Source organism: Vibrio sp. Y176 (genome assembly GCF_033438945.1).
Genome location: NZ_JAWOQS010000002.1, coordinates 605,033 through 631,679 on the forward strand (window position 1 = coordinate 605,033; position 26,647 = coordinate 631,679).

28 protein-coding genes and 1 pseudogene are annotated in these 26,647 nt (G+C 45.8%); 16 read left to right on the top strand and 13 right to left on the bottom strand.

The window, feature by feature from the left end; all coding sequences use genetic code 11:
- Window positions 1-9 precede the first annotated feature (9 nt).
- The 3 genes from motA to R7O13_RS06905 all read left to right on the top strand — a co-directional run bounded on the left by motA (window position 10) and on the right by R7O13_RS06905 (window position 2,227).
- Window positions 10-867 carry a flagellar motor stator protein MotA gene (gene motA / locus R7O13_RS06895; protein WP_005375006.1) on the top strand — a complete coding sequence of 286 codons (858 nt, stop codon included), beginning with the start codon at window positions 10-12 and terminating at the stop codon, window positions 865-867.
- Window positions 867-1,862, top strand: coding sequence for a flagellar motor protein MotB (locus R7O13_RS06900; protein WP_005375003.1), 996 nt, complete (start codon window positions 867-869; stop codon window positions 1,860-1,862). The genes motA and R7O13_RS06900 overlap by 1 nt, the downstream gene beginning before the upstream one ends.
- A 77-nt stretch (window positions 1,863-1,939) precedes the next feature.
- The gene (locus tag R7O13_RS06905) at window positions 1,940-2,227 is read left to right on the top strand and encodes a hypothetical protein (protein WP_005375002.1); all 288 of its coding nucleotides are present in this window, start codon (window positions 1,940-1,942) and stop codon (window positions 2,225-2,227) included.
- On the opposite strand, the gene R7O13_RS06910 is transcribed toward R7O13_RS06905, so the two are convergent.
- The 4 genes from R7O13_RS06910 to R7O13_RS06925 all read right to left on the bottom strand — a co-directional run bounded on the left by R7O13_RS06910 (window position 2,224) and on the right by R7O13_RS06925 (window position 3,770).
- The gene (locus R7O13_RS06910; protein WP_053350023.1) at window positions 2,224-2,442 is read right to left on the bottom strand and encodes a DUF6500 family protein; all 219 of its coding nucleotides are present in this window, start codon (window positions 2,440-2,442) and stop codon (window positions 2,224-2,226) included. The genes R7O13_RS06905 and R7O13_RS06910 overlap by 4 nt on opposite strands.
- Before the next feature lie 10 nt (window positions 2,443-2,452).
- Window positions 2,453-2,830, bottom strand: a complete 378-nt coding sequence (locus tag R7O13_RS06915; RefSeq protein WP_005386881.1) for a PH domain-containing protein — start codon at window positions 2,828-2,830, stop codon at window positions 2,453-2,455.
- Window positions 2,831-2,942: 112 nt separating this feature from the next.
- Window positions 2,943-3,158, bottom strand: coding sequence for a TIGR02450 family Trp-rich protein (locus R7O13_RS06920; protein WP_167415862.1), 216 nt, complete (start codon window positions 3,156-3,158; stop codon window positions 2,943-2,945).
- Window positions 3,159-3,296: 138 nt separating this feature from the next.
- Complete coding sequence (locus R7O13_RS06925) at window positions 3,297-3,770, bottom strand: HPP family protein (RefSeq protein ID WP_064354938.1); 474 nt, start codon at window positions 3,768-3,770, stop codon at window positions 3,297-3,299.
- A 99-nt stretch (window positions 3,771-3,869) separates the two neighbouring features.
- On the opposite strand from R7O13_RS06925, the gene R7O13_RS06930 reads away from it, so the two are divergent.
- Entirely contained in the window at window positions 3,870-4,415 is a 546-nt protein-coding gene (locus R7O13_RS06930) for a TetR/AcrR family transcriptional regulator (protein WP_054574902.1), read from the top strand.
- A gap of 84 nt (window positions 4,416-4,499) precedes the next feature.
- Here R7O13_RS06930 and R7O13_RS06935 read toward each other — a convergent pair whose 3' ends face one another.
- Window positions 4,500-6,938, bottom strand: coding sequence for a formate C-acetyltransferase/glycerol dehydratase family glycyl radical enzyme (locus R7O13_RS06935; protein ID WP_262689165.1), 2,439 nt, complete (start codon window positions 6,936-6,938; stop codon window positions 4,500-4,502).
- A 2-nt stretch (window positions 6,939-6,940) separates the two neighbouring features.
- Complete coding sequence (locus R7O13_RS06940) at window positions 6,941-7,882, bottom strand: glycyl-radical enzyme activating protein (protein WP_318303374.1); 942 nt, start codon at window positions 7,880-7,882, stop codon at window positions 6,941-6,943.
- A gap of 256 nt (window positions 7,883-8,138) precedes the next feature.
- Here R7O13_RS06940 and R7O13_RS06945 point away from each other — a divergent pair, with 256 nt between their 5' ends.
- Entirely contained in the window at window positions 8,139-8,813 is a 675-nt protein-coding gene (locus tag R7O13_RS06945; RefSeq protein WP_027726626.1) for a fructose-6-phosphate aldolase, read from the top strand.
- Window positions 8,814-9,053: 240 nt separating this feature from the next.
- Here the strand turns inward: R7O13_RS06945 and R7O13_RS06950 are convergent, their stop codons facing one another.
- The 4 genes from R7O13_RS06950 to R7O13_RS06965 form a co-directional block, all read right to left on the bottom strand.
- The gene (locus R7O13_RS06950; protein ID WP_167415859.1) at window positions 9,054-9,482 is read right to left on the bottom strand and encodes a DUF2809 domain-containing protein; all 429 of its coding nucleotides are present in this window, start codon (window positions 9,480-9,482) and stop codon (window positions 9,054-9,056) included.
- A complete protein-coding gene (gene creD, locus R7O13_RS06955; RefSeq protein ID WP_213973095.1) occupies window positions 9,469-10,809 on the bottom strand; it encodes a cell envelope integrity protein CreD in 1,341 nt (446 codons plus the stop codon). Before creD ends, R7O13_RS06950 begins: the two co-directional genes overlap by 14 nt.
- A gap of 75 nt (window positions 10,810-10,884) precedes the next feature.
- Window positions 10,885-12,327 (bottom strand): two-component system sensor histidine kinase CreC, encoded by a 1,443-nt coding sequence (gene creC, locus R7O13_RS06960; RefSeq protein WP_213905628.1) that lies wholly within the window; start codon window positions 12,325-12,327, stop codon window positions 10,885-10,887.
- Window positions 12,327-13,037 (bottom strand): response regulator, encoded by a 711-nt coding sequence (locus R7O13_RS06965; protein ID WP_191116026.1) that lies wholly within the window; start codon window positions 13,035-13,037, stop codon window positions 12,327-12,329. The genes creC and R7O13_RS06965 overlap by 1 nt, the downstream gene beginning before the upstream one ends.
- A 259-nt stretch (window positions 13,038-13,296) precedes the next feature.
- Here R7O13_RS06965 and R7O13_RS06970 point away from each other — a divergent pair, with 259 nt between their 5' ends.
- Window positions 13,297-13,809, top strand: a complete 513-nt coding sequence (locus tag R7O13_RS06970) for a DUF2799 domain-containing protein (protein WP_005374970.1) — start codon at window positions 13,297-13,299, stop codon at window positions 13,807-13,809.
- 34 nt (window positions 13,810-13,843) lie between these two features.
- Here R7O13_RS06970 and R7O13_RS06975 read toward each other — a convergent pair whose 3' ends face one another.
- Together R7O13_RS06975 and R7O13_RS06980 are read right to left on the bottom strand one after the other, a co-directional pair.
- On the bottom strand, window positions 13,844-14,302 hold the full coding sequence (locus tag R7O13_RS06975; protein ID WP_053303884.1) for a GNAT family N-acetyltransferase: 459 nt from the start codon (window positions 14,300-14,302) through the stop codon (window positions 13,844-13,846).
- A 24-nt stretch (window positions 14,303-14,326) separates the two neighbouring features.
- Window positions 14,327-14,797 (bottom strand): GNAT family N-acetyltransferase, encoded by a 471-nt coding sequence (locus R7O13_RS06980; RefSeq protein ID WP_238843719.1) that lies wholly within the window; start codon window positions 14,795-14,797, stop codon window positions 14,327-14,329.
- Between the two features lie 132 nt (window positions 14,798-14,929).
- Here R7O13_RS06980 and R7O13_RS06985 point away from each other — a divergent pair, with 132 nt between their 5' ends.
- The 10 genes and pseudogenes from R7O13_RS06985 (at window position 14,930) to R7O13_RS07030 (ending at window position 26,129) form a co-directional block, all read left to right on the top strand.
- Window positions 14,930-16,120 (top strand): MFS transporter, encoded by a 1,191-nt coding sequence (locus R7O13_RS06985; protein ID WP_318303377.1) that lies wholly within the window; start codon window positions 14,930-14,932, stop codon window positions 16,118-16,120.
- A pseudogene (yidZ, locus tag R7O13_RS06990) lies at window positions 16,095-17,063 on the top strand (HTH-type transcriptional regulator YidZ). Before R7O13_RS06985 ends, yidZ begins: the two are co-directional and overlap by 26 nt.
- A gap of 141 nt (window positions 17,064-17,204) precedes the next feature.
- Complete coding sequence (locus R7O13_RS06995; protein WP_161440752.1) at window positions 17,205-18,074, top strand: DMT family transporter; 870 nt, start codon at window positions 17,205-17,207, stop codon at window positions 18,072-18,074.
- A gap of 388 nt (window positions 18,075-18,462) precedes the next feature.
- Window positions 18,463-20,637, top strand: a complete 2,175-nt coding sequence (locus R7O13_RS07000) for an FUSC family protein (protein WP_318303379.1) — start codon at window positions 18,463-18,465, stop codon at window positions 20,635-20,637.
- Between the two features lie 10 nt (window positions 20,638-20,647).
- On the top strand, window positions 20,648-22,291 hold the full coding sequence (locus R7O13_RS07005; RefSeq protein ID WP_262689164.1) for a TolC family protein: 1,644 nt from the start codon (window positions 20,648-20,650) through the stop codon (window positions 22,289-22,291).
- Window positions 22,291-22,494: a DUF1656 domain-containing protein gene (locus tag R7O13_RS07010; protein WP_005374946.1), complete on the top strand. Its 204-nt coding sequence runs from the start codon at window positions 22,291-22,293 to the stop codon at window positions 22,492-22,494. The genes R7O13_RS07005 and R7O13_RS07010 overlap by 1 nt, the downstream gene beginning before the upstream one ends.
- A gap of 12 nt (window positions 22,495-22,506) precedes the next feature.
- Entirely contained in the window at window positions 22,507-23,397 is an 891-nt protein-coding gene (locus R7O13_RS07015) for an HlyD family secretion protein (protein ID WP_033906681.1), read from the top strand.
- A 16-nt stretch (window positions 23,398-23,413) separates the two neighbouring features.
- A complete protein-coding gene (locus tag R7O13_RS07020; RefSeq protein ID WP_017634413.1) occupies window positions 23,414-24,100 on the top strand; it encodes a potassium channel family protein in 687 nt (228 codons plus the stop codon).
- On the top strand, window positions 24,093-25,241 hold the full coding sequence (locus tag R7O13_RS07025) for an AI-2E family transporter (RefSeq protein WP_005386936.1): 1,149 nt from the start codon (window positions 24,093-24,095) through the stop codon (window positions 25,239-25,241). The genes R7O13_RS07020 and R7O13_RS07025 overlap by 8 nt, the downstream gene beginning before the upstream one ends.
- A 216-nt stretch (window positions 25,242-25,457) precedes the next feature.
- The gene (locus tag R7O13_RS07030) at window positions 25,458-26,129 is read left to right on the top strand and encodes a DUF2057 domain-containing protein (RefSeq protein ID WP_213867900.1); all 672 of its coding nucleotides are present in this window, start codon (window positions 25,458-25,460) and stop codon (window positions 26,127-26,129) included.
- A gap of 59 nt (window positions 26,130-26,188) precedes the next feature.
- On the opposite strand, the gene R7O13_RS07035 is transcribed toward R7O13_RS07030, so the two are convergent.
- A complete protein-coding gene (locus R7O13_RS07035; RefSeq protein WP_025768614.1) occupies window positions 26,189-26,635 on the bottom strand; it encodes an RDD family protein in 447 nt (148 codons plus the stop codon).
- Between the last annotated feature and the right edge of the window lie 12 nt (window positions 26,636-26,647).

Sequence of the window (26,647 nt, forward strand, 5' to 3'; positions counted from 1 at the left end):
AGTCACAAGATGCAAAAGTTTTTTGGAGTGCTCACTATCCTGGTGTGCGTCTTCGGTGGATATATGTGGGCCGGTGGTAGCTTAGGTGCTATCTGGCAGCCAGCCGAATTCCTTATCATTATTGGCGCCGCTGCTGGTTCTTTGATCATCGGTAATCCGCCTCATGTACTGAAAGAAATGCGTCGCCAAGTGCCAGCGACCATTAAAGGTCCAACAGAAGAGCATGAGTACTACATGGAATTAATGGCACTACTCAACAACTTGCTAGAGACAGCGAGAAACCGCGGATACAAGTTTCTGGATTCTCATATTGAGGCTCCGGAGCAAAGCTCTATGTTCCTCGCTTACCCGACGATCGCAGAAGATCATCGCCTAATTTCTTTCATTACTGACAATTTACGTTTAATGGCAATGGGACAGATGTCGCCTCATGAATTAGAGGGACTGCTAGAGCAAGAAATCGAAGCAATACAGAACGAAATGCTTTTACCTTCACGCTCACTACAGCGTACAGCAGAAGCACTACCTGGCTTCGGTATTCTTGCAGCAGTTGGTGGCATCATTATCACCATGCAAGCTATTGATGGCTCAATCGCTATGATTGGGTATCACGTTGCGGCAGCTCTCGTTGGTACATTCATTGGTATTTTCGGTTGTTACTGTGGCTTAGATCCACTAAGTAACGCCATGGCTCAGCGAGTAAAACGTAATATGACTGCTTTTGAGTGCGTTCGTGCAACCTTGGTTGCCTACGTAGCGAAAAAGCCGACATTGCTCGCCATTGACGCTGGTCGTAAACATATTCAGCTAGACATCAAACCAACATTCAACCAAATGGAGAAGTGGTTAGCTGAACAGGAGGGATAATGCAAAAACAAGAGCATGTAGTGTTCAAACGTGCCAAAGTATACAGCCATGATGAGTCGTCTCATGGCGGCGCGTGGAAAGTCGCGTTTGCTGACTTCATGATCGCCCTAATGGCGCTGTTTCTTGTACTTTGGGTTATGCAGGTGGTAGACAAAGAAGAGCGTAAAGCGATTGTTGCCCACTTGCATAGTTCAAGCGTATTCGACAAGAGTTACGGCAACCCATTTGATACATCACAAAGTATTTCTCCTATCGACTTGGCACAGGACTCTTCTGTGCCAAGTAAACACAACTCCAACCATGTAGTAAGCTCTTACTTTAAAGGTGATGGGGATGGACCAGAAATTGATTCTTTGATTCCTGGTAACTTCGATACTCAAGAGCAACTTGCCGCACTAGCGAAAGTAATTGAGCAAATGACTGCCCAAATTAATGCGCAGGGAAATGTAAACGTCACGGTGACACCACAAGGTTTGCGTATCGTCCTTCAAGATGATTACAAACAGCATATGTTCAGCCGTGGTGGTGCAGAACTTACTCCTTTTTTTGAAGATTTACTGCTCGCACTAGCACCTGTATTTCATCGTGTTAACAACCCTCTGATCATCAGCGGACACACAGATGCAATTCCATTTAAAAAGCGTTTTGGTCGTCAATCTAACTGGGCGTTATCAGCCTCTCGAGCAGACGTAGCAAGAAATACGTTAGTTGAAGGCGGTATGCCGGATGATAGAGTAATGCAGGTAACGGGTATGTCAGATAGAGCGCTGCTTAATCCTGATGAGCCAGATTCTAGCGAAAACCGTCGTATTGAGCTGTTTGTTTTAACGACTCCTGCCGCTAAAGTGCTTGAGACCCTTTTTGGCAACCACCAAGAAAGCGAACTGCAAAAAGCGAAAGATAAGGCTGAATTCAACCAACCAGTCATTCGTCAAGAAGTCATCAATTACTCCGGCGATACCGCCACCAGCGAAGTAAAAATTCAAGAATTATAATCTTAAAAGGTCACCACTCTGATGGTGACCTCTCTAACCAAAGCCTCTGTTACTGTGACTTTTTAGTTGAGTTCTATATGCACATAACATCATCCGAAAAAAGAAAAAGCGACTTACTAAAGAAAGCCTTTTTATGGCTCATTGTCTTCGATTACCTTTTATTGGCGTTTTTCTTAACTCAGCTATCAAGTATGACACTAAACAGCGGAACCATGATCAGCTTGTTACTTGTTGTTTATAACGTCTTACTTGTTTCGCTATGTTTTCAACGAACCAACAAGCAGGACTCTTACATTATCTACCCTGTTTTGTCCGCAACGTTATTAGCATTTGTCTGCTTTCTTTACTTCTTTTTTTTAATTTAGCTCCCCGACTCGACCATTGATTTTATTTTTACTGCTTTTTCGAAGTGGTCGAGCTGATGAGTCTGAATCCACCACGTAGCCGCTTCCATCAACAGCTCTGGGTCATCATTTTTATTAACGAAAAACGCATAAAAAGAGAGACCAACCAATTCACCTTTACTCGCGATCTTTTTGTCACAGACCTCTATAATTTTGTCTCTCAGCGAAGCTCTCATTTCTAATCCCTTAACCTAGTACATACTCACTAACCATACGGTTGAAAGAAATCAAATCAAACGAGCCTTTAATTTCAAAACGCACTCTTCCCACCTCACTCATGAAGAACTCGATTTCACAATCCAAATCAAAAGTACCAGAGGTCTCGATAGAAAATGCATTGATCTTACTGTAAGGCAAAGAAGTGTAATCCACTTTTGAGCCGGTAATCCCTTGCACATTTGCCGCTATCACTCGCTTGTTCGTAAACACCACTTGGTCACGAACTGTTTTAAAAGCAGCGAAAATAGTCTCACCATCAATCAAGAACTTAAGGAAGTCTTCTCTGGCATTAGAAACGTCAATCGGCTTAAGCTTAAATACAGAGGAATTGTCGAAATCAATCATAATTAATCCTTTGAGTGGGCGTTAGAACGAATTATCAACGTATCAGATAGCACCACTTTTGCCTACTCGCAACGCACGTTTCTGATTGATTCGCCCAACAACGAAGCGTCACTCACTTCCACCCTTGCATCCATTGATCAGAGTCTTTTAGGTCTTGCCAGTTCATCTCTCGGTCGCGTTTACTCATGACTGCCTCGATGACACATCTCACAACGTTACCATCTTCATCTAGTTCCATTTCCGTCACGACAAAATGCTTCTCTTTGTTTTTAGGTGAAATTGCCGTCCATTTACTGTGCAATAGTTTCTTAGGGTGGATTCTGTTCATCGCATTGTACCAATTTAACTACCATGTTGATGTATACGACTGAATACCAAGAGAGAATCAGATTTTGTTTTTGCAAACCGACAAAAGATAAAACCGCAAAAGAGCTCACTCCCTTTCGCGGCTCTAACTACAATCCGACTAGGTCTTCTGACCATTCAGTCGAGGGTTTAGGTACTGATTTTGTAGCAACTGTAACCCTTTACCGACCAGAACAATCACTACCGCGCCAATCAGGACAGGCGTGAAGAGAAAACTCCATCCCTGCCCAGACGCCATGATCAAAATTGGATTTGCACCCGCAGGTGGATGAGTGGTCTTCGTAATCAGCATCGCAGAAACACCTAGCCCCGTCGCAATCGCGAGCGTGACCGGCGTGACGTCAACATACTGGCTAAACGCAATACCGATAGATGCCGTAATGAAGTGACCAATGATAACGTTTTTTGGTTGAGCGAGAGGGCTGCTAGGCACCCCAAACACCAACACCGCCGTAGCACCAAATGGCGCCATGAGAAGTACTACCTCAGTAAGAGATACCTCGGCGTAGGACAATACGCCAATAGCCAACGTAGCGCCAAGCCCGGCAACCAACGATAAAATTAAATTATTCATAAACACCTCAAAAGTAGACCGAATTGTCTACAAAATAAAATAGACAAATCTGTCTACCTTTGTCAATATGTATTTATGGAACTTTTTGAGGACGTAGTTATGAACAAAAAGAAACAGTTATTGATCGACACAGCTTTGTCACTGTTTTATAAACAAGGCATCAACTCTATTGGCATCAATGAAGTCCTCAATGTTTCCGGCGTGGCTAAACGCACGCTATATAACCATTTTGAGAGCAAAGAAGCGCTTATCATCGCCGCATTAGAACAACGCCACCAAGTATTTATGGAATGGTTGGAGGAAAAGCTTTCTTCAGCACAAACGTGCGCGGAGGTGATCGATCAGTTATTTACAGCACTCAACGGCTGGTTTCATGGCTCTGAAGAAAAGTTGGGCGAGTTTCGCGGTTGCTTTTTCATCAATACGTCCGCGGAATTCAGTGACGACAGTGGCGAGATCGCAACGTATTGCCGCTACCATAAACAGCAAGTCAGAGAGCTAATTCAACGCTATCTCAAATCAGACAACGCTTCATTACTCGATGCCATTTGCATCATGAAAGAGGGCGCGATCACTACCGCTTACATGACGAAAGAGTACGACAACGTCACGAAGAAATGCGTGACCATTTTGCACAAGCTTTAATGCGTTCAGGTATAGTCATTTGCGGATTAAGTATTCAAACCAAAGGCACCAATCGGTGCCTTTGGTTTTAGTTAGTGAGTGTACTTACAGCTCGTGCTCAGTACGTGCGATGATGTCCTCTTGCGCATCTGGTGATAGCGCGGTGAAGAAGGCTGAGTAACCTGCAACTCGCACGACAAGATCACGATATTGCTCTGGGTTCTTCTTCGCGGCTAACAAGGTCTCACGAGAGACGATGTTGTACTGCACGTGCCAACCTTTGTGGTGGTTGAAGAAGGTACGAATCAACATAGAAAGCTTGAGCTTATCCCCTTCAGACTCAACCGCTGCCGGGCTTAACTTCTGGTTAAGCAGCACGCCACCAAGGATCTTGTTCGCTTGGATCTTACCGACCGAGTTGTACACAGCCGTTGGACCTAAACGGTCTGAGCCAGATGACGGGCTTGCACCTTCAGCTAACGGCGTTTTCGCTTTACGACCATCTGGCGTTGCCATGGTTGAAGCACCGAATGGGACGTTTGCCGAAATACTTGATGTACCTGCGTAGTAACCGCCGCCAATTGGACCACGACCATGACGCGTATTAACGAACTGCTCTAGCTCATCAATGTACACTTGGTACGCGTCTGCCAGTAGTTGGTCTACTGCGTCATCATCGTTACCGTATTTTGGTGCAAAGTTGATAAGACGTTGGCGAAGCTGTTCGTTCTCCATGCCATCGAAATCTTCTGCCAATGCTTTTGCTAGCTGTTGTTGTGAGATAAGGGGCTGAGTGATTTGCGCATCATCGAAAACAAGATGTTTGATTGCCGCTAGGCTGTTACCCAAGTTGGCGATACCGACTTGCAAGCCAGATACCCAGTCGTATTTCGCACCGCCTTCTTTCACAGTTTTACCACGAGCCAAACAGTCATCCACCAGCGTTGAACAGAAGATGTCTTGTGCTTGCTGTTCAAGTACGCTGTCGACTACCGTATCAATCTCAATCGATTTACGGGTGTAGTAGCGGATTTGCTCTGCCCAAGAAGCTGTCACTTGCTCAAAGTTCTCAAAGTTGCCTTTTGCTAATGACTTATCGTGCCGCAAGAAAGCTTTACCTGTTGTTGCATCCACACCTTCGTTAAGTGCCGCCAGCAGGATACGAGCGAAGTTAATAAAGCTCATGCCCGTACAACGGTAACCCCATTTGCCCGGAACCGCCGTCTCGATACAGCCGATAGATGCGTAGTTGTACGCGTCTTCTTTCTCGACGCCAAGTTTGATGAATTCAGGAATGACAATCTCATCGTTGTTAAACGCAGGCATACCGAAGCCACATTTAATCACTTCAACACAGCCCATCAGGAATTCTTGGTTTAAACCTTCATGGTAACGCACACTCAAGTTAGGTTGCGTCGAACGTAACTGACCACAAGATTCCAGAATCGCCCAGGAAAGAGGATTCACTGCGTCTTCAGGCTCACCCTTTTCATTCAACTTCTGACCGCCGATACACACGTTTTGGTACAGCGGAGAACCAGCCGATGCTTTTGAGTGTGCACCAGAGCGAATCTTGTTTACTTCAAGCAACTTCAACCAGCAGCTTTGTAAAAGCTCCAGTGCGAAGTCTTTCTCAATCGTGCCGTTTTCGATATCGCGAACATAAAATTCGTTGAGGAATTGGTCCATACGACCGAAAGAAACCGAGTGACCGTTCGATTCGATTTGTAACATCAACTGAACGAAGTAGCTCAATTGCAGTGCTTGCCAGAAGTTTTCTGGAGCGTGGCTCGCGACATGACGACAGTTTGCCGCAATGCTTTCTAACTCAGCTTTGCGCAGCGGGCGCGTCTCTTCAAGCGCCATTTTCGCCGCCAATTCAGCATAGCTCAGCATGTGATCTTGAATCGCAAGCAGCACGATTTCGACTGATTTGTAGAACTGCTCTTTCTTCAAGCCTTCAAAGGTCGAAACATCATTGTTAGCACGGTGCTGACGAACATCCTCTAGCAAACCGTTCATGCCTAGCTTCAAGATTTTCTCGTTATCCACCGCAAGGTGCGCGTCACCCGAAGTCATGTTGCCTTCGGCTTTAATGATGGTGCTGGCTAAGATTTCTTGCTGCTCATCAGTAAACAAACCATAACAACGGTCTTGAACAGTTTTACCGCGCCAATACGGTGTGATGCTGTGGATGCTTTGCTTATCTTCTTCAGTAACAGCAAAGCCTGCACCAGGACGGTCGGCTAGCTCATCAATTTCCGCTTCAATCCAACGTACAGTGTATTCTGGGAAAATAGGCGCAGCGCGCACTTTGCTCGCTTGGTTACCGACGATCAATTCATCGTGTTTAATCCAAATCGTTCGAGTGCGTAAGTGCTCTTGCAGTGCTAGCGCACGTTGGACAATTACAGGTTTGTCTTCGTTTGCTTGATAAGCACGAGTGTATGCCTCTGCACGCTCGGTACAGACAGGTGGCGTTACGATATTTACCAGTGCCAATTTGTGCGCTTTGATACGCTCAGGAAGGTAATTCAGGTCCATAGTTAACCTCTTACAATCACGTTAAGTTGGGTGTTTTCGCTTGCGTATTGCATGGCGCTTTCTAGCAGTTCTGGTTTGTTTAATGGCTTGTCAGAACACTCGTAAGGCATATCGAGCAAACGGTATTTATTGATGCCGAGCGTGTGGTACGGCAGCAAGTGAAGTTCTTGGCAGCTCTCTAGTGAAGCCGCAAAATCGATGATGTCTTTCAACTCTTCGATGGTGTCATTGAACCCCGGCACAACGGGAACGCGAATCACAATGCGTTTCGCGATAGGTGCCAGTTTTCGGAAATTGTCTTTGATGCGTTTTAGTGAACCTTTCGCCCAACTAAGAAACTTTTCTTCGTCGGTGTGTTTTAAATCCGCCAACCAGCAATCAATATGCGACGCGGCTTTTTCGACGTTCTTCCACGGCACATGCATGCACGATTCAATGGCGGTAGAGACTTGGTTGTCATGCAGACGTTGTGCGAGTTCTGCCACCAAATCGGCTTGCATGAGTGGCTCACCACCGGAGAAGGTCACGCCACCTTGGCTTTGGTCATAGAAAGGTTTGTCTTTCATTAAGGTGTCGAACAGCATGTCTGATTTTGCTTCTTCACCGCAGACAGTCAGTGCTTGTGTAGGACAGACGTTTCGCAGCGCGATCAGTTGGTCTTCTTTGATGGCTTTGCGATTGATGATGATCTGGTTGTCGATGCGTTGAATACCATCGCTCACCGTTTCACCACCCGCCGTGGTTTGAGTTGTAGCTTGATACGCAGAAACGCACAGCTGGCAATCTTCCATGCAGCTTCGCTGATCAAACAACAGTGAATGCTTTTCGCTGCGGCTTTCTGGGTTTTGACACCAAGGGCAAGACAAGCTGCATCCTTTAAGAAAAAGAATGGAACGAATGCCATCGCCATCATGGGTAGAGAATCGTTGGATATTGAAATACATCTCTGCTTGCCTCTTGGTCTGTGCTACCGCTGTGTACCTAATTCGCTTCTTTTGCTCGTTGAGTCTTATGAACAGCTTTTCTGTTTTCTAACTGAAAGCTTCATTTGAGCTTTTACAAGTTTCACTTAACTTTCATTTAATGAAATTATTATAGTTTCAAATGAAATTTCAATTGATCAAAATCAAGATCTCGTTCGATTGTCAGATCTATAGTGATCCCATCATCAAAACGAAGATTTTGTTTAAGGTAGAAACCATGATTGAACTTTATTTAGATACTGCTGATGTGGCAGAAGTAAAACGCTTTAACCAATGCCTACCGCTAAAAGGCGTGACGACAAACCCAAGCATTTTGGCGAAATCAAAACAGGGACTGAATGAAACCCTAGCAGGCATGCAAGAAGCACTTGGCGGTACACCTCGCTTTCACGCTCAAGTCGTGAGTTCAACCGTCGAAGGTATGGTGGCAGAAGCGCGCCAACTGAATGAATTGCCTTACGACATGGTAGTAAAAGTGCCAGCAACAGAAACCGGCTTAGCGGCAATTAAGCTAATGAAAAAAGAGGGAATTCAGGTTCTTGCTACCGCTATCTATTCAGCTCAACAGGGTTTCCTTGCGGCACTGTGCGGTGCAGACTACCTAGCACCTTACGTAAACCGCATCGATGCGATGAACGGCAACGGTGTTGAAGTGGTCGCGGATCTTCAATTGTTGCTCGATCAAAACCAACTACCAGCGAAGATTTTGGCAGCGAGTTTCAAGAATACTCAACAAGCGATGGAGGTGATGAAACTGGGCATCGAAGCCATTACATTGCCAACCGATGTGGCGGCACAAATGTTCGCACATCCAGCAGTAAAACCGGCGGTTGAGCAGTTCGATAAAGACTGGAAAGAGACGTTCGGCGAGAAACTTTCATTTGAAAGCTAATTAAAAGTAGCAGCTAGACGTCTCAATGAATAATAAAGGGAGTCTTAACTCACCCTGTACGTAGGTGAACTTAAGATTCCCTTTTGTATTTCATATAAAGAGGTGATGTTTACAGCAGTTCTCTGTTGGTTAGAGACCAAAGGTACACGCGCTTGAGTAAACTGATTTTGAGCCTCTTACGAATACCTCGTTTGGAATTGCGGAGCCGGTTTGGTAGCGCAATGGCTTTCATCTCGGTTTTCATTTCTTTTCCATCCACCAACACAGTAGACCTCCAATGCAATAAGCCAGCAGATCTTTCCAATCAAATGTAGCGCCCAAAATTACAGCCAGAAGCGATGAAGATTCGATACCAAGCCAAACTGCAACCTGTAACAGTTGCCCTAACTCAACAGCAAACGCAATCAACACCACCAATGAAACCAGCCAGTTAACGGGTATGGAAAACAAGCTTGCAAGAGAGTAGTAGAGCCAAACCACAACCAGAACATCACCAAATGTCGGACGAATAAAGCTGTCTCGAACAAAGAGCGCGATAACGCCCAATGCGATAAAACACACCAAGCTTTTGAGTCCATTTGTTGCAGAAAATCGCAGGTGGATAGCGGACGTATCTTCCACCATATCGCTTGGCTGACCAGTGAGAGTTGCTCGCTTAAATATCTTCATGATTCGCCTTTGCGCTTTCTTCTGCTTTCTTATTTCGTGCGTACCAGTCGATGTTGCGTGTAATAACCATAGTGAAACTCAAAATCGCGAAACACAGCAATGTCCCCATAACCAATGCGTAGCTTTCTGCTTGTAGCAAGCCAAACAGTAATCCGTAGAGAGTGAGCAAACACGCTCCGAATATCGCGCCGTGCTTGGTGTTGCTCAACATACCGCTCACGTACACACTTAAAAGCCCGGTCGAGGCGACTGCCGACACCACATACGCCCAGTTAAAGCCGAGGTGTTCACTCATCGAAATCAGCAATAGATAGAAAAGTGCTAAAGCCAGACCAATAAAGCCGTATTGCACTGGGTGAACCGGACGCGCTTGGAACAGCTCCAGTAAGAAGAAACTCGCAAACACTAATGTGATAACCAACAGTGAATAGTTCACAGCTCGGTGAGACTTCAAATAGTGGTCCACGGGATCAATCAAATCTACGCCCATTTGTCGCTGTTCAAGCTCGTGACAAGCGTGATTCGACGACAAACAGCTTTGGAACAGCTGCGCGATATTGGTAGAGAAGTTATTGCTCGCCCATTGTGCATTAAATCCATCCTCAGAGACTTCTGATGACACCGGTAAGTAATCACCGATAAAGCTTGGATGTGCCCAAGTTGAAGAGAGTTCAACCGTTGTTTGACTGCCGATTGGTGTGACTTGAAGCTGTCCCATCCCTTGTAGCAAGAAGTTAAGATCGAATGCCAAAGGTTGTTCTGCGTTTAGGTCTGCAAGTGTCAGATCACTGTGGAAGCCTTGTGGTAACTGATTTAACCCCGTTCCCGGTGCGACTTCGATATCAGAGCTCGCCATGGTCATGTCATCCAAACGAATCAATCCACGGCTGTCTTCAATGCCAACGACTAGGCTCATGTTGTCAATATCAAGCCCCTGCAACGCCGCGAGATCATCTGCATCAAAAGTGCCTTTCAGTGCCACTTGTGCTTTGTATAAACGCGCGCGGTAAATGCCTCGGTACTTTTCAAAACTGTCCAGATTCGCGCTCATATCAAAAGTGCTAGGTAAAAGAAATTTACGACGCTCTTTAATCTGTACTTTGTCATCTCGGTAACTGGTTTCGGTGTAGTTAACCATGATGAATGGACCAATGATGCGCTGCTCGCCGCTGCTACTGCGTGCGATGTCGTTTCTAACTTCATCTTGGCGATATGAGCGTTCTGAGATCAGCCCAGTGACCATTGAAAGCGGGATTTGCAATAAGACAAACAAAAACAGCACGAAGGCGAACTTCGTGCCGAGTTGGTTATTGAGGATCTTTTTCATGTTTCATTCTCCATTTGCTGATGGGAGTAATCTAAATCAGCAATTTGGAGAACGAATGGAGCTAATGTGGAGTTTCTATGGAGTTGGTAAAACCAGCGTCACTTTCACGCCAGAATCGACGTTTTCGACTTGCAACTTACCCTTGTGCAGTTTGATCACTTGCTCAACAAAATTCAGCCCGAGCCCAGTGCTCTTAACACCATTTTCCCGAGCGAGGGAGTAGAAGCGCTCGGTTAAACGAGGCATTGCATAGTCGGGAATGTGAGGACCTGAATTGAAAATCGACAAGCACACTTTCTCTTTCGCGACCTCAGCTTTCCATTCAATGCATCCCTCCGAATCAACAAAATCCAGCGCATTGTCCATCAAGTTAAAAACGGCTTGTTTCAGCAAGAAGGCATCACCAAGCACGGTGAAATGTTCATCAATTTGAGTGTTGGCAATCACAGACTTAGCACTCAAACGCGCATCCGCCGATTCAACCACTTCATTGACCATTTGTTTTAGCGAGATAGCTTCGACTTGTTCTAGTTCAGGGCGCTTTTCAAGACGAGCCAGTTCTAGCAACTTATCAATCAATGACTGCATGCGATCGCTTTCTCGCTCAATGTTGCCAGCAAAGCGCGTGACCTTTTCTTCAGGCAATGGCATTTGCAATATTTCACTCGCGCCTTTAATTGCTGATAACGGACTTTTCAGCTCATGAGTCAGCGTCTGTACGTACTCTTCCACATACTGTTTACCATCGAGCTGATTGCGCATTTTCTCTAATGCATCACTTAGCGTGCCGTACTCATAAAAGATACGAAATGTCGGCTTAGAGACCTTTTCACCTTCACCCATTTTGGTTGCGTAATCTTCCAGCTTGTTCAGTGCCGAGTGAATTCGCCAAGCAAACAATGCCCCTGCCAATAGCACTAAACCACTCATCCACACCATCCAAAACAATACATTGCGTTTAGAAAGATCGATGAAGGGTTGTACTGAGCGATTGGATTTTGCCACCGTCACGCTGCCAATGATTTCGCCTTTGTGGTAGATGGGCGCAGCCACGTGCATAACGGTTGAGAGCGGATCTTTCGGGTCTTCGATGGTACTGCGCGCGCCGTATTGACCACGCAACGTGAGATAAACATCGTTCCATTGCGAGTAGTCTTTGCCTACGTCTTGCTGCCAAGAATCCGCAATCACAATGCCTTGTTTATCGGTGATGTAAATTCGATGGTTAATCGCTTTTTTACCGATTTCCCAAATGCGCGCTTGAGGCTCTCGCTGTCCATAAGCCGTTAATAGTTTGGAGAAGCGACTCTCAGACAACTTGTCATTCGCGACGTCTTCTTCCGCCAATACCGCGAGTAAGTTCGCCATATCCACTAGCGTCTCTTCGGTGGTTTGGCGCACGGTTGGCTTAAGTTCTTGGACAACCGTTTTGCTCACCATGTAAGCCGTCATCCCGACTAAGATGAAGTAGAGAAAAAACAGTCTGAGTCCAAGCGGGATCTTCGGCCAGCGATTCATCATTCACCTTTAATGCAGTAAAAGTAACCAAAGCCACGTTTGGTACAGATGCGTTCAGACATCTCAAACGGCTTCAACTTATGGCGAATGGCTTTGATGTGGGTATCGATATTACGCTCGTATGCAGCTTCCGGCGCCATGTCAGCAGCGACCATAAGTTGCTCTCGGCTCAATACATTGGAAGAGACAGAAATCAGTTTATCGAGGATTTTGAACTCCACCGCGGTCAGCCCAAGCATTTGCCCGCCAACACCGTAGTCGAAGTTCTGCGCAACTAAATCATGGTTCAATGGAGGTTGTTCTGGAACAGCTACAGGCTCTGGTTTGTCCTCCATCATTGGCGCTTTAGCTTTGATTCGAAGTTTAATGCGAGCCAACATTTCGCGCGGGCTAAATGGCTTAGTCACGTAATCATCCGCGCCAATTTCCAAACCGACTACGCGGTCAATTTCATCGCTTCTTGCGGTGAGAAAGATTATGGGAATATCAGAAAACTCACGGATGGTTTTGCATAATTCAAAACCATTGCCATCCGGTAAGCCTACGTCTAAGACAAGTAACGCTGCGGAGTTGTGCTGCAAAAAAGCTAAGCCCTCTCCTGCTGTTGCAAACCACTCTGCGTGGTAGCCATCCATCTCTAATACATGAATCAGGTTCTCTGCGATAGCAGATTCATCCTCGATAATAAGGACGGTGGGTTGTTCGCTCAATGTCTTAGCCTCATTGACGGTGTTTATCTTTATGTTGGTATTATCACTTAATTTGGGGCCAAGGCTAGTGGATTGATGCAGCAAAGGCGCAGTTCGTGGATAATACTAATCAAACACACTTCTATTCAGCATAATAAATTTATCACTTAGATTAATGAGTCACCACAATTGTGAATACAATGATTTCAACCATTGATATGAACAGTGTTCATTTTAAACTCAAGTTATCAATTCGATTTTATTTAAAGGACAGTCACTGATGAAAAGAGCGCTAATCCCCCTGGCTTTACTGACTTTGCTCTCAGGTTGCGCCAGCATGTCTCCGGATGAGTGCAAAACGGCAAACTGGTACAACGTAGGTTATCAAGATGGCCGAGACGGCAACGATCCAAACATTATCAATAGCTATACCGAAGACTGTGGTGAAGCGGGTGTGACACCCGACCGAGCGAAATGGAAAGAAGGCTTTGATAAAGGCACTATCCAATATTGCTCACCAGACAATGGGTACACTGTCGGTATCGAAGGCAAAGAATACTACGGTGTGTGCAGCAGCAAAGAGTTCATTGAGAACTACCAGTTAGGTCATCAAGAATATCAACGCCAGCAACGCATCCAACAAATCGATACTGAAATCTCGGTCATCGATAATCAGCTTGATGGCAATCCAGACAAAGACAATGCCAAGAGACTGAAAGAGAAGAGAAAGCGATTGGCTGACGAGCGTTCAAGCCTCCTATCGCCAACCATCAACTTGAATCTGAATTTCTAAATCGATTGGATTTAGCTTCTAAAAATTCATGGCCCTAGCTCAGTTCTAGGGTCATGAATTGACTGTTCGGATCGAGTTCGTAATCCCCGAACGGCTCGCAGTACACAAAGCCATGCTTTTCATACAACAGGCGCGCTGGTTTAAAAAACTCCATCGAGCCCGTTTCTAAACTCAAGCGCTGCAAACCTTTTTGCTTCGCTTGCTCAATCACATGAATCAATAATTGAGATGCCACACCTTGGTTTCTTGCCGTAGGCGTGGTGCGCATGGATTTCAGCTCCGCGTGTTGGTCATCCAACTCTTTAATCGCCGCACACCCAAGCAGTTGCTCACCTTTCCATCCGGTCCAAAATGTCACTTCTGGCGCTTTGAGCTTATCTAAATCTAACGCATGCACGCTTTCTGGTGGTGACGTGGCGTACATGTCCTGTAAATGTCCTTCCAACAGCGCTATCACTTGCGACCGTTCTAAATTGTCGATTTCAATCCTCATCTTTCCATCCTTGGTTTTTCCTAGCTAAAGCGGCTGTCTCATAATGTGTTGCGGTCCAACGGGGCCTCCGTGGTAAAGCTCATTGGTATCTTCAAACCCTGATTTTAAATAGCACTGATAAGCGGGTATGTTGCGGCAATTCACGGTGAGATAAAGCGCATCAAACTCGGGATAATGGCGTTTGGCGAAATCGGCAAACTGTTGAATGGCTCGCTTGGCGATGCCTTTGCCTTGATGACGGTGATCCACCAGCAAAGCACGTACGCCTAAACTGTTTTTCGGGCAAAAATCGTATTTCTCGCTGTAAGCAGCATCAAATAGAAAAAAGCCAACCACGTCATCGTCTGCCAAAATCAGATGCGGAAGCTCTGTGGGTTCAAGACGTGTAAGCATTTCACCCACATCCGCGACCGTAAACTGCGATTGCTCTTCTAGAACGCTAAGTTCGCAAGTGTGTTCATGTCGCTCAGGCGAATACTTTTCAATAGTAATCATAATCTTCCTTGTTGTTTTTATGCTCAATTCATACAGGGTATGTCGTAAATAGAAATACCTAGTGTCGTATTTCCCACTCGCAGGCAAACGTTTAGCACTCTATTATCCTCGCCATTCGATAGAGAGGTTTCCATGTCCCGTTTTTTACTTTGTAGTTTTGCACTCGTTTTACTCTACCCTACTGCCATTGATTTGTATCTTGTTGGTTTGCCTCAAATTGCGTCAGATCTCAACGCCAGTGAATCTCAGTTGCATATTGCGTTTTCGATCTATTTAGCTGGCATGGCTACCACGATGTTATTCGCGGGAAAAATTGCAGACTCTGTGGGACGAAAACCTATTGCCGTCGTCGGCGCGATGATCTTCGTGCTCGCATCTTTTCTCGGCGGGATGGCCGAGCAACCAAACACTTTCTTGATTGCTCGCTTTTGCCAAGGCATCGGTGCTGGATCTTGCTATGTCGTCGCGTTCGCGATTTTACGCGACACGTTAGACGATGAACGCCGCGCGAAAGTATTGTCGATGCTCAATGGCATCACCTGTATCATTCCAGTGATCGCACCCGTGATTGGTCACTTGATTATGCTGAAATTTCCTTGGCCGAGTTTGTTTACCACTATGGCAGGAATGGGCATTCTCGTCAGTGTATTGGCCATTTTTGTTCTCAAGGAATCACTAACCAGCCAACAAGGTGAAGAACAGACAACGCCAGAGAGCCATCAAGAGACTTTCTTCGAGCGATTTTTTATCAGTAGGCTGATCATTACTGCACTTGGAGTGACCACCATCCTGACCTTTGTTAACGCTTCACCAATTGTTGTGATGAGTATGCTTGGTTTTGATCGCGGTAGCTATTCTTCCATCATGGCGGGGACTGCGACGATCAGTATGTTGATTTCGTTCTCGGCGCCATTGGCATTGGGGATTTTCAAGCAGCGAACCTTAATGATAACCTCTCAAGTATTGCTCGCTTGTGCAGGCATCGTGCTCAGTGCAGCCCATTTCCATGATGGACAACCTTTTTACTATGTGTTCGGACTTGGGCTGATTTGCGCTGGCTTCGCTTGTGGCTTTGGCGTGGCCATGAGCCAAGCGCTCAGCCCATTCTCTCAACAAGCTGGCGTGGCGAGCTCACTACTGGGCATTGCTCAAGTTTGTAGTTCCGCGTTCTATATTTGGTTTATGGGTTTCATCGGCGTTACTGCACTGAATATGTTGGTGTTTATCTTAGTGCTAGGTAGCGTAATCAGCCTTGCTCTAATACTATTGATTCCAAAGCCTGTTCACGATACCCATTATGAAGAAATCCCTAGCGCGACTTGATTTAAACTTACTGTTCACTCTGCAATTATTGTTGCAAGAGCAAAGCGTCTCGAAAACCTCGAAAAAGCTGAACGTTACGCCCTCTACCGTAAGTAAGTCGCTCAACAAACTTCGTCATTGGTTCGATGATCCTTTGTTTGTCAAAACACCTAAAGGTCTTGCGCCAACGCCTTTGGCGCAAAGCATGGAGCAAGATCTTGCAGAATGACTGCAAATTGGCAGCCAGATTGCAGAAAAACGCAGCGATATTACGCCTAAAGGAGTGCGTTTTGATATCACGATTGAGTCGCCATTAGTGCTCACAGTGCTGGACAGACTCATCGTCGCTATCCACCAGCGATACCCTGAAGCGAAAGTAAAAACCAGTAACTGGGATTACGATTCACTCGACGCCATCATTCGGGGCGAGGCGGATATCGGTTTTACCGGCCGAGAAAGCCACCCTAGATCGAAAGAGTCGTTGGATCTTCTGCCTTATTTCTTGGATTTTGAGATTCTATTTTATGACCTGCCGATGGTGTATTTACATAAAGATCATCCGGCATTACAGCAAGAGTGGAATCTCGAGACCTTTCTGAGCTACCAACACATCAATATTGTTTGGGAAAAAAGTGAAACTTGGGCGTTGGATGAAGTATTAGCGGAACTAGGGCTACAGCGCTCTATCGGGCTGACGATGTCCAACTTTGAGCAATCCCTTTTTATGGCAGCGCAGCCGACGCATGACATGATCACCACCGCGCCGCACTATTGCAAAAGTTACACAGAAAAGCTGCATCTCGATTTGGTGTGCTTGCCAATTCCATTAGACCAAGCTCAACAAGACAAATTACTGATTCCATTTACCATGATTTGGCATAAACGCAATGCGTACAATCCCAAATTGCTATGGTTGAAAAACACCATTGAGTCATTGTACAAACAACCTTTCCAACCACAGTAAGACTCAGGCTAAGGTCAGGTTTTCTCTGGTTATTTTTAATGACTTTCTTGCTCTGATAGCTATAACTAATCACTTTATCAACTAATAAAAATGTTCTTTTGGATCTACACTAGCTGTTCATTTACACGCTAAGGATCAAGGATGTCGACCTTCTTACTCACTGCTATTGCAATGCTGGCGTTCGCTGCCAATTCATTATTGTGCCGACTTGCATTGGCCGAAGGGTTAATTGATGCAGGAAGCTTCACGCTCGTTCGATTGATATCTGGCGCTGTTATCTTAATCGCATTGCTTGTCGTGAGAGGTCAGTGGAAAACCGATCGGCCAACGTCTCGCTTTCGCTTTTTTGCTGGCGTGGCGTTATTTGGTTACGCTGCCCTTTTCTCTTTCGCGTACTTACAACTGGCGACAGGAACCGGTGCTTTGCTTTTGTTTGGTGCCGTGCAACTTACGTTACTGGCAATCTATTGGTGGCAAGGTGAGCGCTTTCAGTTTCTCGAAATCATCGGTATCGGCCTTTCAATTGTTGGATTTGTTTGGTTGATGTTGCCATCTGCCACGCGCCCCGATATTAGCTCTGCACTTCTCATGTTGATTTCTGGCGTTTGTTGGGCTGCGTTTACTGCGCTCGGTAAACAAGCGCCTTCTCCAAGTAGTGGAATCACGTGGGGATTCATCGCAGCATCAATAATTGGCGTGCTCCTTTCGCCATTAATCTTGTCCTCAATCCACCTTTCTTTGAGCGGAGTGTTGCTCGCTATCGCATCTGGTGCCATTGCCTCTGGCCTTGGTTATACACTTTGGTACCAAGTCGTACGTAAGCTCTCTTTACTTCAAGCCGCCGTCAGCCAACTTTCCGTGCCAGCCATTGCTTTACTACTCGGCAGCATCGTACTCCACGAGCCTCTTTCACTGCATACTCTTTTAACCAGCGGCATCATTCTTGGTGGGATCGCTTTGGTTTTTTTATCTCGATCCAAAAAAACAAACGAACAATCGGCAAGCCGATAAAAAGTAATAACTTTCCCTCTCAAATACCCATTCATCATCTATGCTTTTTAAAGCAGTAAAGCTCATTGCAGATGGTACAAGTGGTCTGCTTTGGTACCAGGCGAAGAATATAAGGTGAGAATTGGCTCACACAATGCAGCGATTTTGTTTCAAAAGTGAGAATCATCACAGATCGCGAATTTGCTCGTTTTAGGCGTTTCACCAATAACGCCAAGGGCTAGCACGAGATCAAGCCAAATACGCACTTTTTGTTTTGACAAAGGGTTTACAAAGCACACTTTTTCACCCGCTATATTCCGCCCCCCGAATTTATTCAGAACAAGATTCTGATTATTCATATAAGAAATTCATCAACTTATAACGATAAGCCTGAGCAAACTTTGACACTATGAACGACAAAATAAAATTCGCTATTAAAGTATCGCTTAGCCTAACTCTGGCTTATCTGATCCCGTTTGCCATGGGTTGGCCGCAAGCATCGACGGCCGCAACCACAGTGATGCTGATTGCATCCACAGGTAGTCGTCGTGAATCCCTCGCCAAAGGTACCTTACGCGTGTTCGGTACATTGGTTGGTGCCGTGGTTGGCTTGTTACTGGTGGGGTTGTTTGCTCAAGACCGCTTGCTGTACATGCTGAGCGTGTCGGTTGTGGTCTCATTCATTTTTTACTTCCGTAATGCCTATCAAAAAGATCCTACGCTACTCATGCTGACCGGTGTGATGACGTTGATGATGTCCAATGGCGGTGACGCAGAAGGTGCGTTCCTTTATGGCGTTGACCGCGCCTATATGACGGTGTTTGGGGTGGTGGTTTACACACTCGTGGGGACTTTCTTATTCCCGACCAAAACAGAACAAAACCTAAGGCAGCTCATCGAACAACTCAACCAAGCACAACGCGCGTTGTTCTCCGCTATCTTGCAAAATTTCGAGCAAAAATCGGCAGGGCAAATCTCTCCTCAAGAAGGCGGAGAAGAAAATCCAGAAGCGGAACAGCCACAACCTAGCGTGGACACTCTCATCGAACAGATGTTTGCCGCTCAAAATGCGCTCGAACAGCGCTTTGCTACGGTCAGTGTGGAATGCAGTGACGTGTCGGCCTACATGAAAGAGTGGCGCTTGGCAGTTCATTTGAACAAACAGGTAACGCAACAATTGACCGTCGCGGCGCACAGCCACTTTAGCCACCAGCAAGACCGTGAAAGCATCAGCAACTTTGATCAAGCCGTGGCGGAAATTGACGCGCTATTTGATACCTGCCAACAAGTCTGGGACGAAAAAGAACCCACTTATCGTGCCCAGGAATTCAAAGTCAAATACAACCAAGCGTTGCTTGAAGACGCAGCTCACCTAGAGAAAGGCTCTGCGCTTACGCTTGGTCACCTATTGGAACTGATGCATCAAAACTTGTCGCGTTTAGCGGAGAGCATTAGCTGCATTGACTCTGTGACGAACAATGTCTCCTTTGACGTGCCACTGCCGAAACCGAAAGGCAAGTTTCTATGGTGGGACGCAGAAAACTTTAAAACCGCGGTCAAAACCTTTGTCACTTATTGGGTTGCTGGACTGATTTGGATTTATTTCAATCCACCAGGCGGCTACTCGTTCGTGGTCTTCTCGACCATGTTTATGTCTTTGCTGTCGTTCGTACCTGTGCACCCGATATTGTTACTTGTGCTGTTCACTTTCGGCTTCTTGTTCGCGGTACCTTCTTACGTCTTCATCCTTCCGCAATTGGATCTCGGATTAGAACTTGGCCTGTTTATCTTTATCTACACCTTTATCGGTTTTTATCTGTTTAACGGGCCAGTGACGATTTTCTATATGATTGGCTTGTTTGTTCTCGGTTTAGACAACAACATGTTTTATCACTTCGGGATCCTCATGACGATCATGCTGTTGTTCTACATGGTGGTGTTCATGATTATTTTCGCGCACTACTTCCCGTTTAGCTCACGACCAGAACACCTCTTTTTGACCATAAAAGAACGCTACTTCCGACATACCCGAGAGCTGTTCACTACCTATCAACAGCAGTCTAGCTCGGTTATTACGCCGCTCAAACGGGCCTTACACTTGGTGACGCTCAATGTCTCATCGAAAAAGCTCAAAGTCTGGGGTTCGAAAATCAACCACAAACACTTTGATAAAACCACGCCAGAAGCGATTGGCGCGTTTAGCAAAGCGTGTGATGTACTCAGTAATCACATCAACATCTTAATGGCCGCCGAGAAAAAGTTGATGACCAATCCACTAATTACTCAGCTTCGCCAACAGCACCGCGATTCCATCATTCCTTTGATGGCGGGCGCTTTAGCCAGCCATCAAGCAACACAAGAACTCGACTCCGTATTCGACCAATACAGTCAGGATTACCAAACATTCGAAGATAAACTGGAAGATTTTTTTAGTGAGCTGGATTTATCTGACTACGCTTATTCAGAGATAGCCGGTTTTTATATCTTGCTGAATTTAAAACGGAACGTGTTCGAAGCAATCAAGCATTGCAAGCAAACCTACGAGGATATCGATTGGGTGAACTTACAACAGAAGCGTTTTTAAAGGTGGGGATATGATGCTTCCAAAACTAACCAAACCAAGCCTCGCCATACTTTCTTTGCTCGGACTCAGTGCGTGTACCACGGTAGGACCAGATTATGTTCATCCAAAGCAGGCGCCACTGCCAAGTGACTGGTCGGTGCAAAAAGCAGCCAAAGATACGCAGCAATCAGAGCAACAGCTACAACAATGGTGGCAGCAATTTAATGACTCGACTCTTAATCAGCTGGTTGAGTTGGCGAGCAAACAAAACCTCGATTTAGAAGCCGCAGGGCTACGAATTGTCCAAGCACGTTCATTGCTTAGTATTTCGACTGGCTTGCAATACCCACAAGTTCAAACCGTGTCAGGAAACCTAGCGCGTGCCTACGTAAATGATCAGGGCGTGAATAACGCCACTTTGTCGTTTGATGCTGCTTGGGAAATGGATGTTTGGGGCAAGTATGCTCGCGGAATTGAGTCGGCAGAAGCGGGTTACTACGCATCCATCGCATCGTATCACGACATCATGGTCACTATAACCGCCGAAGTGGCGCGCAATTACATCAACTATCGCACATTCCAAGAACGTATTTTGCTGTCTCGCCGCAACATAGAGATTCAAGAGCGTGTCGTACGTATTACTCAGGTGCAGTTCGACTCTGGCAACGTTACAGAATTGGACGTTCAACAAGCTAAAAACCAACTCTACACCACCAAAGCAGCGTTACCGAGCCTCGAAGTGGCAATGAAGCAATCACGTACTGTGTTGGCTTTGCTACTGGGTCTGTTACCAGAAGAAGTAGATCGACTGCTACAGTCGGATGGGATGCACAAGCAAATCGCTGAGTACGAAGCCCAGTTCAAATCGACGGGCAGAAAATCGGCGCTATCGGGCACCGACGAGCGTTCCATTGTGCCACGTCCACCGCTTTTGGATACGCTAGTGGATGCTAACTTAGTGATGCGACGTCCGGATTTGCAAGTCTCTGAGATGCAAGCTCGCGCGCAAAGTGCGCAGATTGGCGTGGCAGAAACCGCTCTGTACCCAAGCTTTTCGTTGTTCGGTTCCATCGGTATCGACAGTACGGTTCCCGATGGCAGCAGTTTCAGTTTTAGCGATTCGCTCACCATGGTGGTTGGCCCAACGTTCAGTTGGAACATTTTCCAATACGGACGCGTGAAAAATAACATTCGTTTCGAAGATGCTCGCTTCCAAGAAACGCTGACGAACTACAACAAAAAGGTACTGCAAGCCGTTAATGAAGTCACCAATGCAATCGAAGCGTATGACCTGTATTTGCAACAAAAAGATTTACGCTTGCAATCGGTCAACTCTTCCATTCGTGCGTTCAACATATCCATGACACAGTACGAAAACGGACAAATTTCATTCGAACGTCTGCTTAACTCGGTAGAAAAAATGACCCGTGCGGAAGACAGCTACGCAACGATCAAAGGTAATGTTGCGAACCAAGTTGTCGCGCTCTACAAAGCCCTCGGTGGAGGCTGGCAAACCCAAACAGGCAAACCCTTCCTAAGTGAATCGATTGCCACGCAGATGACAGAGCGCACTGACTGGGGAAGTTATTTAAATGAAGAAAACCGCGTATTGCCGCCTTTGCGACTCGAAACTCCAACTGAGACCAGTGATGAAAACAAAACGGAGGATCGGTAATGCCTCATGAACTCTCTTGGGGAGACGTTTACTTTTCTCCTACGCTACTCGTGCTCTTTCTCGCCGTCACGGCCACGTGGATAACGGTGATGATATTGAACAAGACACGTTTGTCTCGCTTCATCGCTTTTCCGTCTCTGACGTTTATTGCCATCATGGTCGGTTATGTGGTGGCCATCGACAGCTTTTATATTCAATTTTAGGTGCCAAACAAGATGAAAAAACTATTCGTAATCGCACTCAATCTTGTCATTCTTGGTGGCGCAGCTTGGCTCGGCTATCAAAAGTTTGAGGAATACTTTAATAACCCATGGACACGAGATGGGCAAGTGCGTGCTAACGTCATCAAAGTGGCTCCTCGCGTATCAGGCCCAATTGTAAATGTCGCGGTGCAAGACAACCAAGAAGTAAAAACGGGGGATTTACTGTTTGAAATCGACCCTGCGACTTACCAGGTTGCGTTATCTCAAGCCGAAGTAGCACTGGAGCGCTCCATTGTTAGCTCTCGCGGTAAAAAAATCGAATATGACCGCTTAAAAGACATTCGTGCCAAAGACCGTGGCGCAGTTTCTCATAAGGATCTGATTCGTCGTGAAATCGCTTACGAAGAATCGCTACTGCAAATCAAATCTGCAGAAGAACAACTAAAATCAGCACGCCTTAACCTCAGCTTTACCAAAGTTTATGCGACCGTCGATGGTTTTGTATCTAACCTCGATATTAGAAACGGTACGCAAGCGGTCGCAAACCAACCACTGCTCGCACTGATCGACAAAAACAGCTTTTGGGTATTTGGTTTCTTCCGTGAAAACCAACTTGCGCAAATCGAACCTGGCAGCCAAGCGCGTGTCACTTTGATGTCTCACCCAGACACGCCAATTGACGCGACGGTTGACTCGATTGGTTGGGGTATTGCGCCCAAAGACGGCACGGTCGGCTACAACCTTCTTCCAAACGTAAACCCTGTTTTTCAGTGGATTCGCCTAGCACAACGTATTCCGGTGCGAATCTCCCTACAAGAACTTCCTGAAGATGTTGATCTTCGATTCGGGCTTTCTGCGTCCATCATGGTGATGAAAGAGTCATCCGCAGAAAGTGAACAATAACTAAGTGAGAAGAGCCATGGTCATTGGTAAAAACCTCAAAAATATTAATGAAGAAAACAACTTCTTCTATCTAACCTTAGCACTAGTGATTTTGTTGCTAGGGAGTGCGATGGCACAAGTAGTAGGTGAAGGGACGATTGAACACATACTTCAGGCTTTCACGGTTCTGACGTTTATCGTCTGTTTTGCGAGCCTTCGCTTTGACAAAACCTGGTCTCGTTTCCTCTACAGCCTGTTTGGTGTTTGGGTTCTTGTGATTGTGATCAAGACCGTTTTCGACATCAGAGAGATGAATGTGGTGATGCTTGCCCTCACCTTTGCGTTCTTTTTCGGCACTTTCAAATCCATCGCAAGACAGATTCTTTTCACCGGCCATGTCAACAGCAACAAAGTCATTGGCTCGGTAGCGCTTTTCTTGCTGCTTGGTCTGATGTGGGCGATTGCCTACCTCATTCTGCTTGAGTTTTCGCCTGAAGCCTTTACCGGTATGGAAGCGATTTCTTGGGGGCAGAACTTCTCCAATGCAGCGTATTTCAGTTTCGTTACCTTAACCACGCTCGGTTATGGCGACATTAGTCCTCTAACACCACTGGCTCAAGTCGTGGTGTATTTAGAGGCCATCACAGGTGTTTTTTATATGGCGATTGTTGTTTCAAGTCTCGTCAGTTCTAACATTGATCATCAGGTAAACAAAAATGGATAAACAATCGGTAAAAATCGACAGTAAGCTTTTCATCAGTAATATGGTGGAATCGGCAATACGCATTGGCTTGATCTTTGTCTTGCTGATGTTTACGTACGACATCATCAAACCCTTCATCCTTCCGGTTATTTGGGGCGCTATTATAGCCGTCGCTTTAATGCCGCTTACCCAAAAATTGCAGCGTGTATATGGTGGTCGTAGAGGCTTGGCAGCCACAACCATTGCTTTACTTGGTATTGCCCTCCTTGTCACGCCACTTGTTATGGTATCAGGCTCCATTGTGGATGGTGCAACGCACGCGCTTGAAGTACTACAAAATGGACAAGTGAAAATACCAGGGCCAAAACCTTCCGTAGCGGATTGGCCTATCGTGGGTGATAAGCTCTACGAAGTGTGGACCCTATTCGCTACTAATCTTGAACAAGCTATTCAAACCTTTATGCCACAAATAAAGGCAGGACTCACATCTTTACTGGGTACACTGGGGGGCGTATTGGGAAGTTTACTGCTTTCAATCTTGTCACTTGCGATTGCAGCAGGTTTCATGACGTACTCTGAATCTGCAGCATCAGGCTTAAGAACCATCGCGATTCGAACCGCTGGTGAAAACGCAAAAAGCTGGACCACGCTTATCGCTGCGACAATTAAAAGCGTACTGCTTGGCGTAGTCGGTGTAGCGGCAATTCAAGCACTGTTGATCGGTGCTGGTTTCTTCGTATTTGGCGTTCCGGCAGCAGGTTTACTCACACTGCTTCTAATGATTTTATGTATCGCTCAGCTCCCGGCGTTGCTCGCAGTGCTACCTGTGATTGGCTTCATGTACATGACCCAAGACACCTCAACAGCAACCATGTTTACTGTTTGGGTCGTAGTTGCGGCTCTTTCTGAAAACCTGTTCAAACCAATGTTAATGGGACGTGGCGTCGACGTGCCAATGCCTGTGATTCTGCTCGGTGCCATCGGTGGTATGCTTTTCTACGGCATCGTTGGTCTGTTCTTAGGTGCCGTTATCCTAGCAATTTGGTATGAGTTATTTGTTTGGTGGTTGAGCATTGAGAAAGCACAACAGCAAGAAGAAATGGCAGAACAACAAGACGCTTCTGATGACCAATCAGAACCTGGACATGGTGCTGGCATTTAATAAATCAATAAGTTAGAAAGAAATTTAATCTATAAGTTATGATATCAAACCGCTGAATTTCAGCGGTTTGATTCTATTTGGATCACAGTTTCGTCGTAATAAATGCGATAAAAATGACGTTCTTGTTAAATTTTCATACTTATTACACTTGGGAGTTGCAATCGGGCAATGAACGATGCACTCTCGATGACCACTAATTTGCTTAGGATAAAAACAATGAAATTGATCAAGCCTTTAACTTGTGCGCTTGCTCTCGCAATGAGTGGCATGGCATTCGCAGATGTAACCGTGAGTGTTCCTGACAACGTTTCAGTATTAGCGGCTAACGGTGAAAAAGCAGAACTTTCGGGTGGTTTTTTCGCCTCTGAGAGAACACTGACGTTACCTGATGGCCTTAACCAAGTCGTATTTCGTTTCGCCCCTTACTTCAACCAAGGTAATGACCGTTTAAGTGTTGAAAGCGATGTTATCGTTACACGATTTGACGCGACCAATACCGAACTCACTCTACAAATGCCAGAATACCGCAACCTACGTGATGCGGAAGAGAAGATCAAAGACTTAGATTGGAAACTGGTTGATGATTCTGGCAACGCAATCGCGGTTGACCAGGACAAGTTGCTCAAACCGGGTATGCAAATCGGTCGTGATTACGTACGTGAAATCGAAGATTATAACCAAGCTGGCGGTGCAGCAGCCGTGGCTTTTGCTGGCGCAGCGACCATGCAGCCAGTCACGCTTCCTGCAAAGGTTCCTGCGGATATGAAGCAAGTGAGAGCTACTGCGGTTAAAGCGGATTCGACAGCTGAAGAGATGCTGCACTTCTGGTACCAAAAAGCAGACGCAGAAACCAAAGCTCGCTTTAAGAAATATGTTAATCAACAGTAAATCTGGTTAACTTTATCGATATTAAAAAAGCCACTTCACGTGGCTTTTTTGATCAAAAATTAGGAAACTTGGACAACTTTAGTATTGGCGATCAAGTCATGCAACAAACGTCGCTCCGGATGAAAGAACAACAATGCCAAATTTACCAACGGGATCCCCGGAATGAGCATCTCCAGTAAGTAGCTAATAACAAGCCTTAACCCTGCTGTAACTTTCGTTGCCTTACTATCATTTTTCATTACAACTTTAATACCAATCATGCGCATACCAATGGTTTGCCCATGACTCAATGCATTCCAGTTGATCATTAAAACCGTTGGTAAAGAAAGCAAGTAAAACGCCTGAGTTTCACGAACAAGCGTGAGGTTATCTGCTAAAGAGAGCTGAAAGTCGTTAAGAAAAGAGTTAATACTCAATGCAATTATTAACACGACCACCATCGTAAAGAGCAGGTCGATAAAACCAGCAATGATTCTCTGTTGCTTGCTCGCGATAAAAGCATACATGGACTTCAGTCA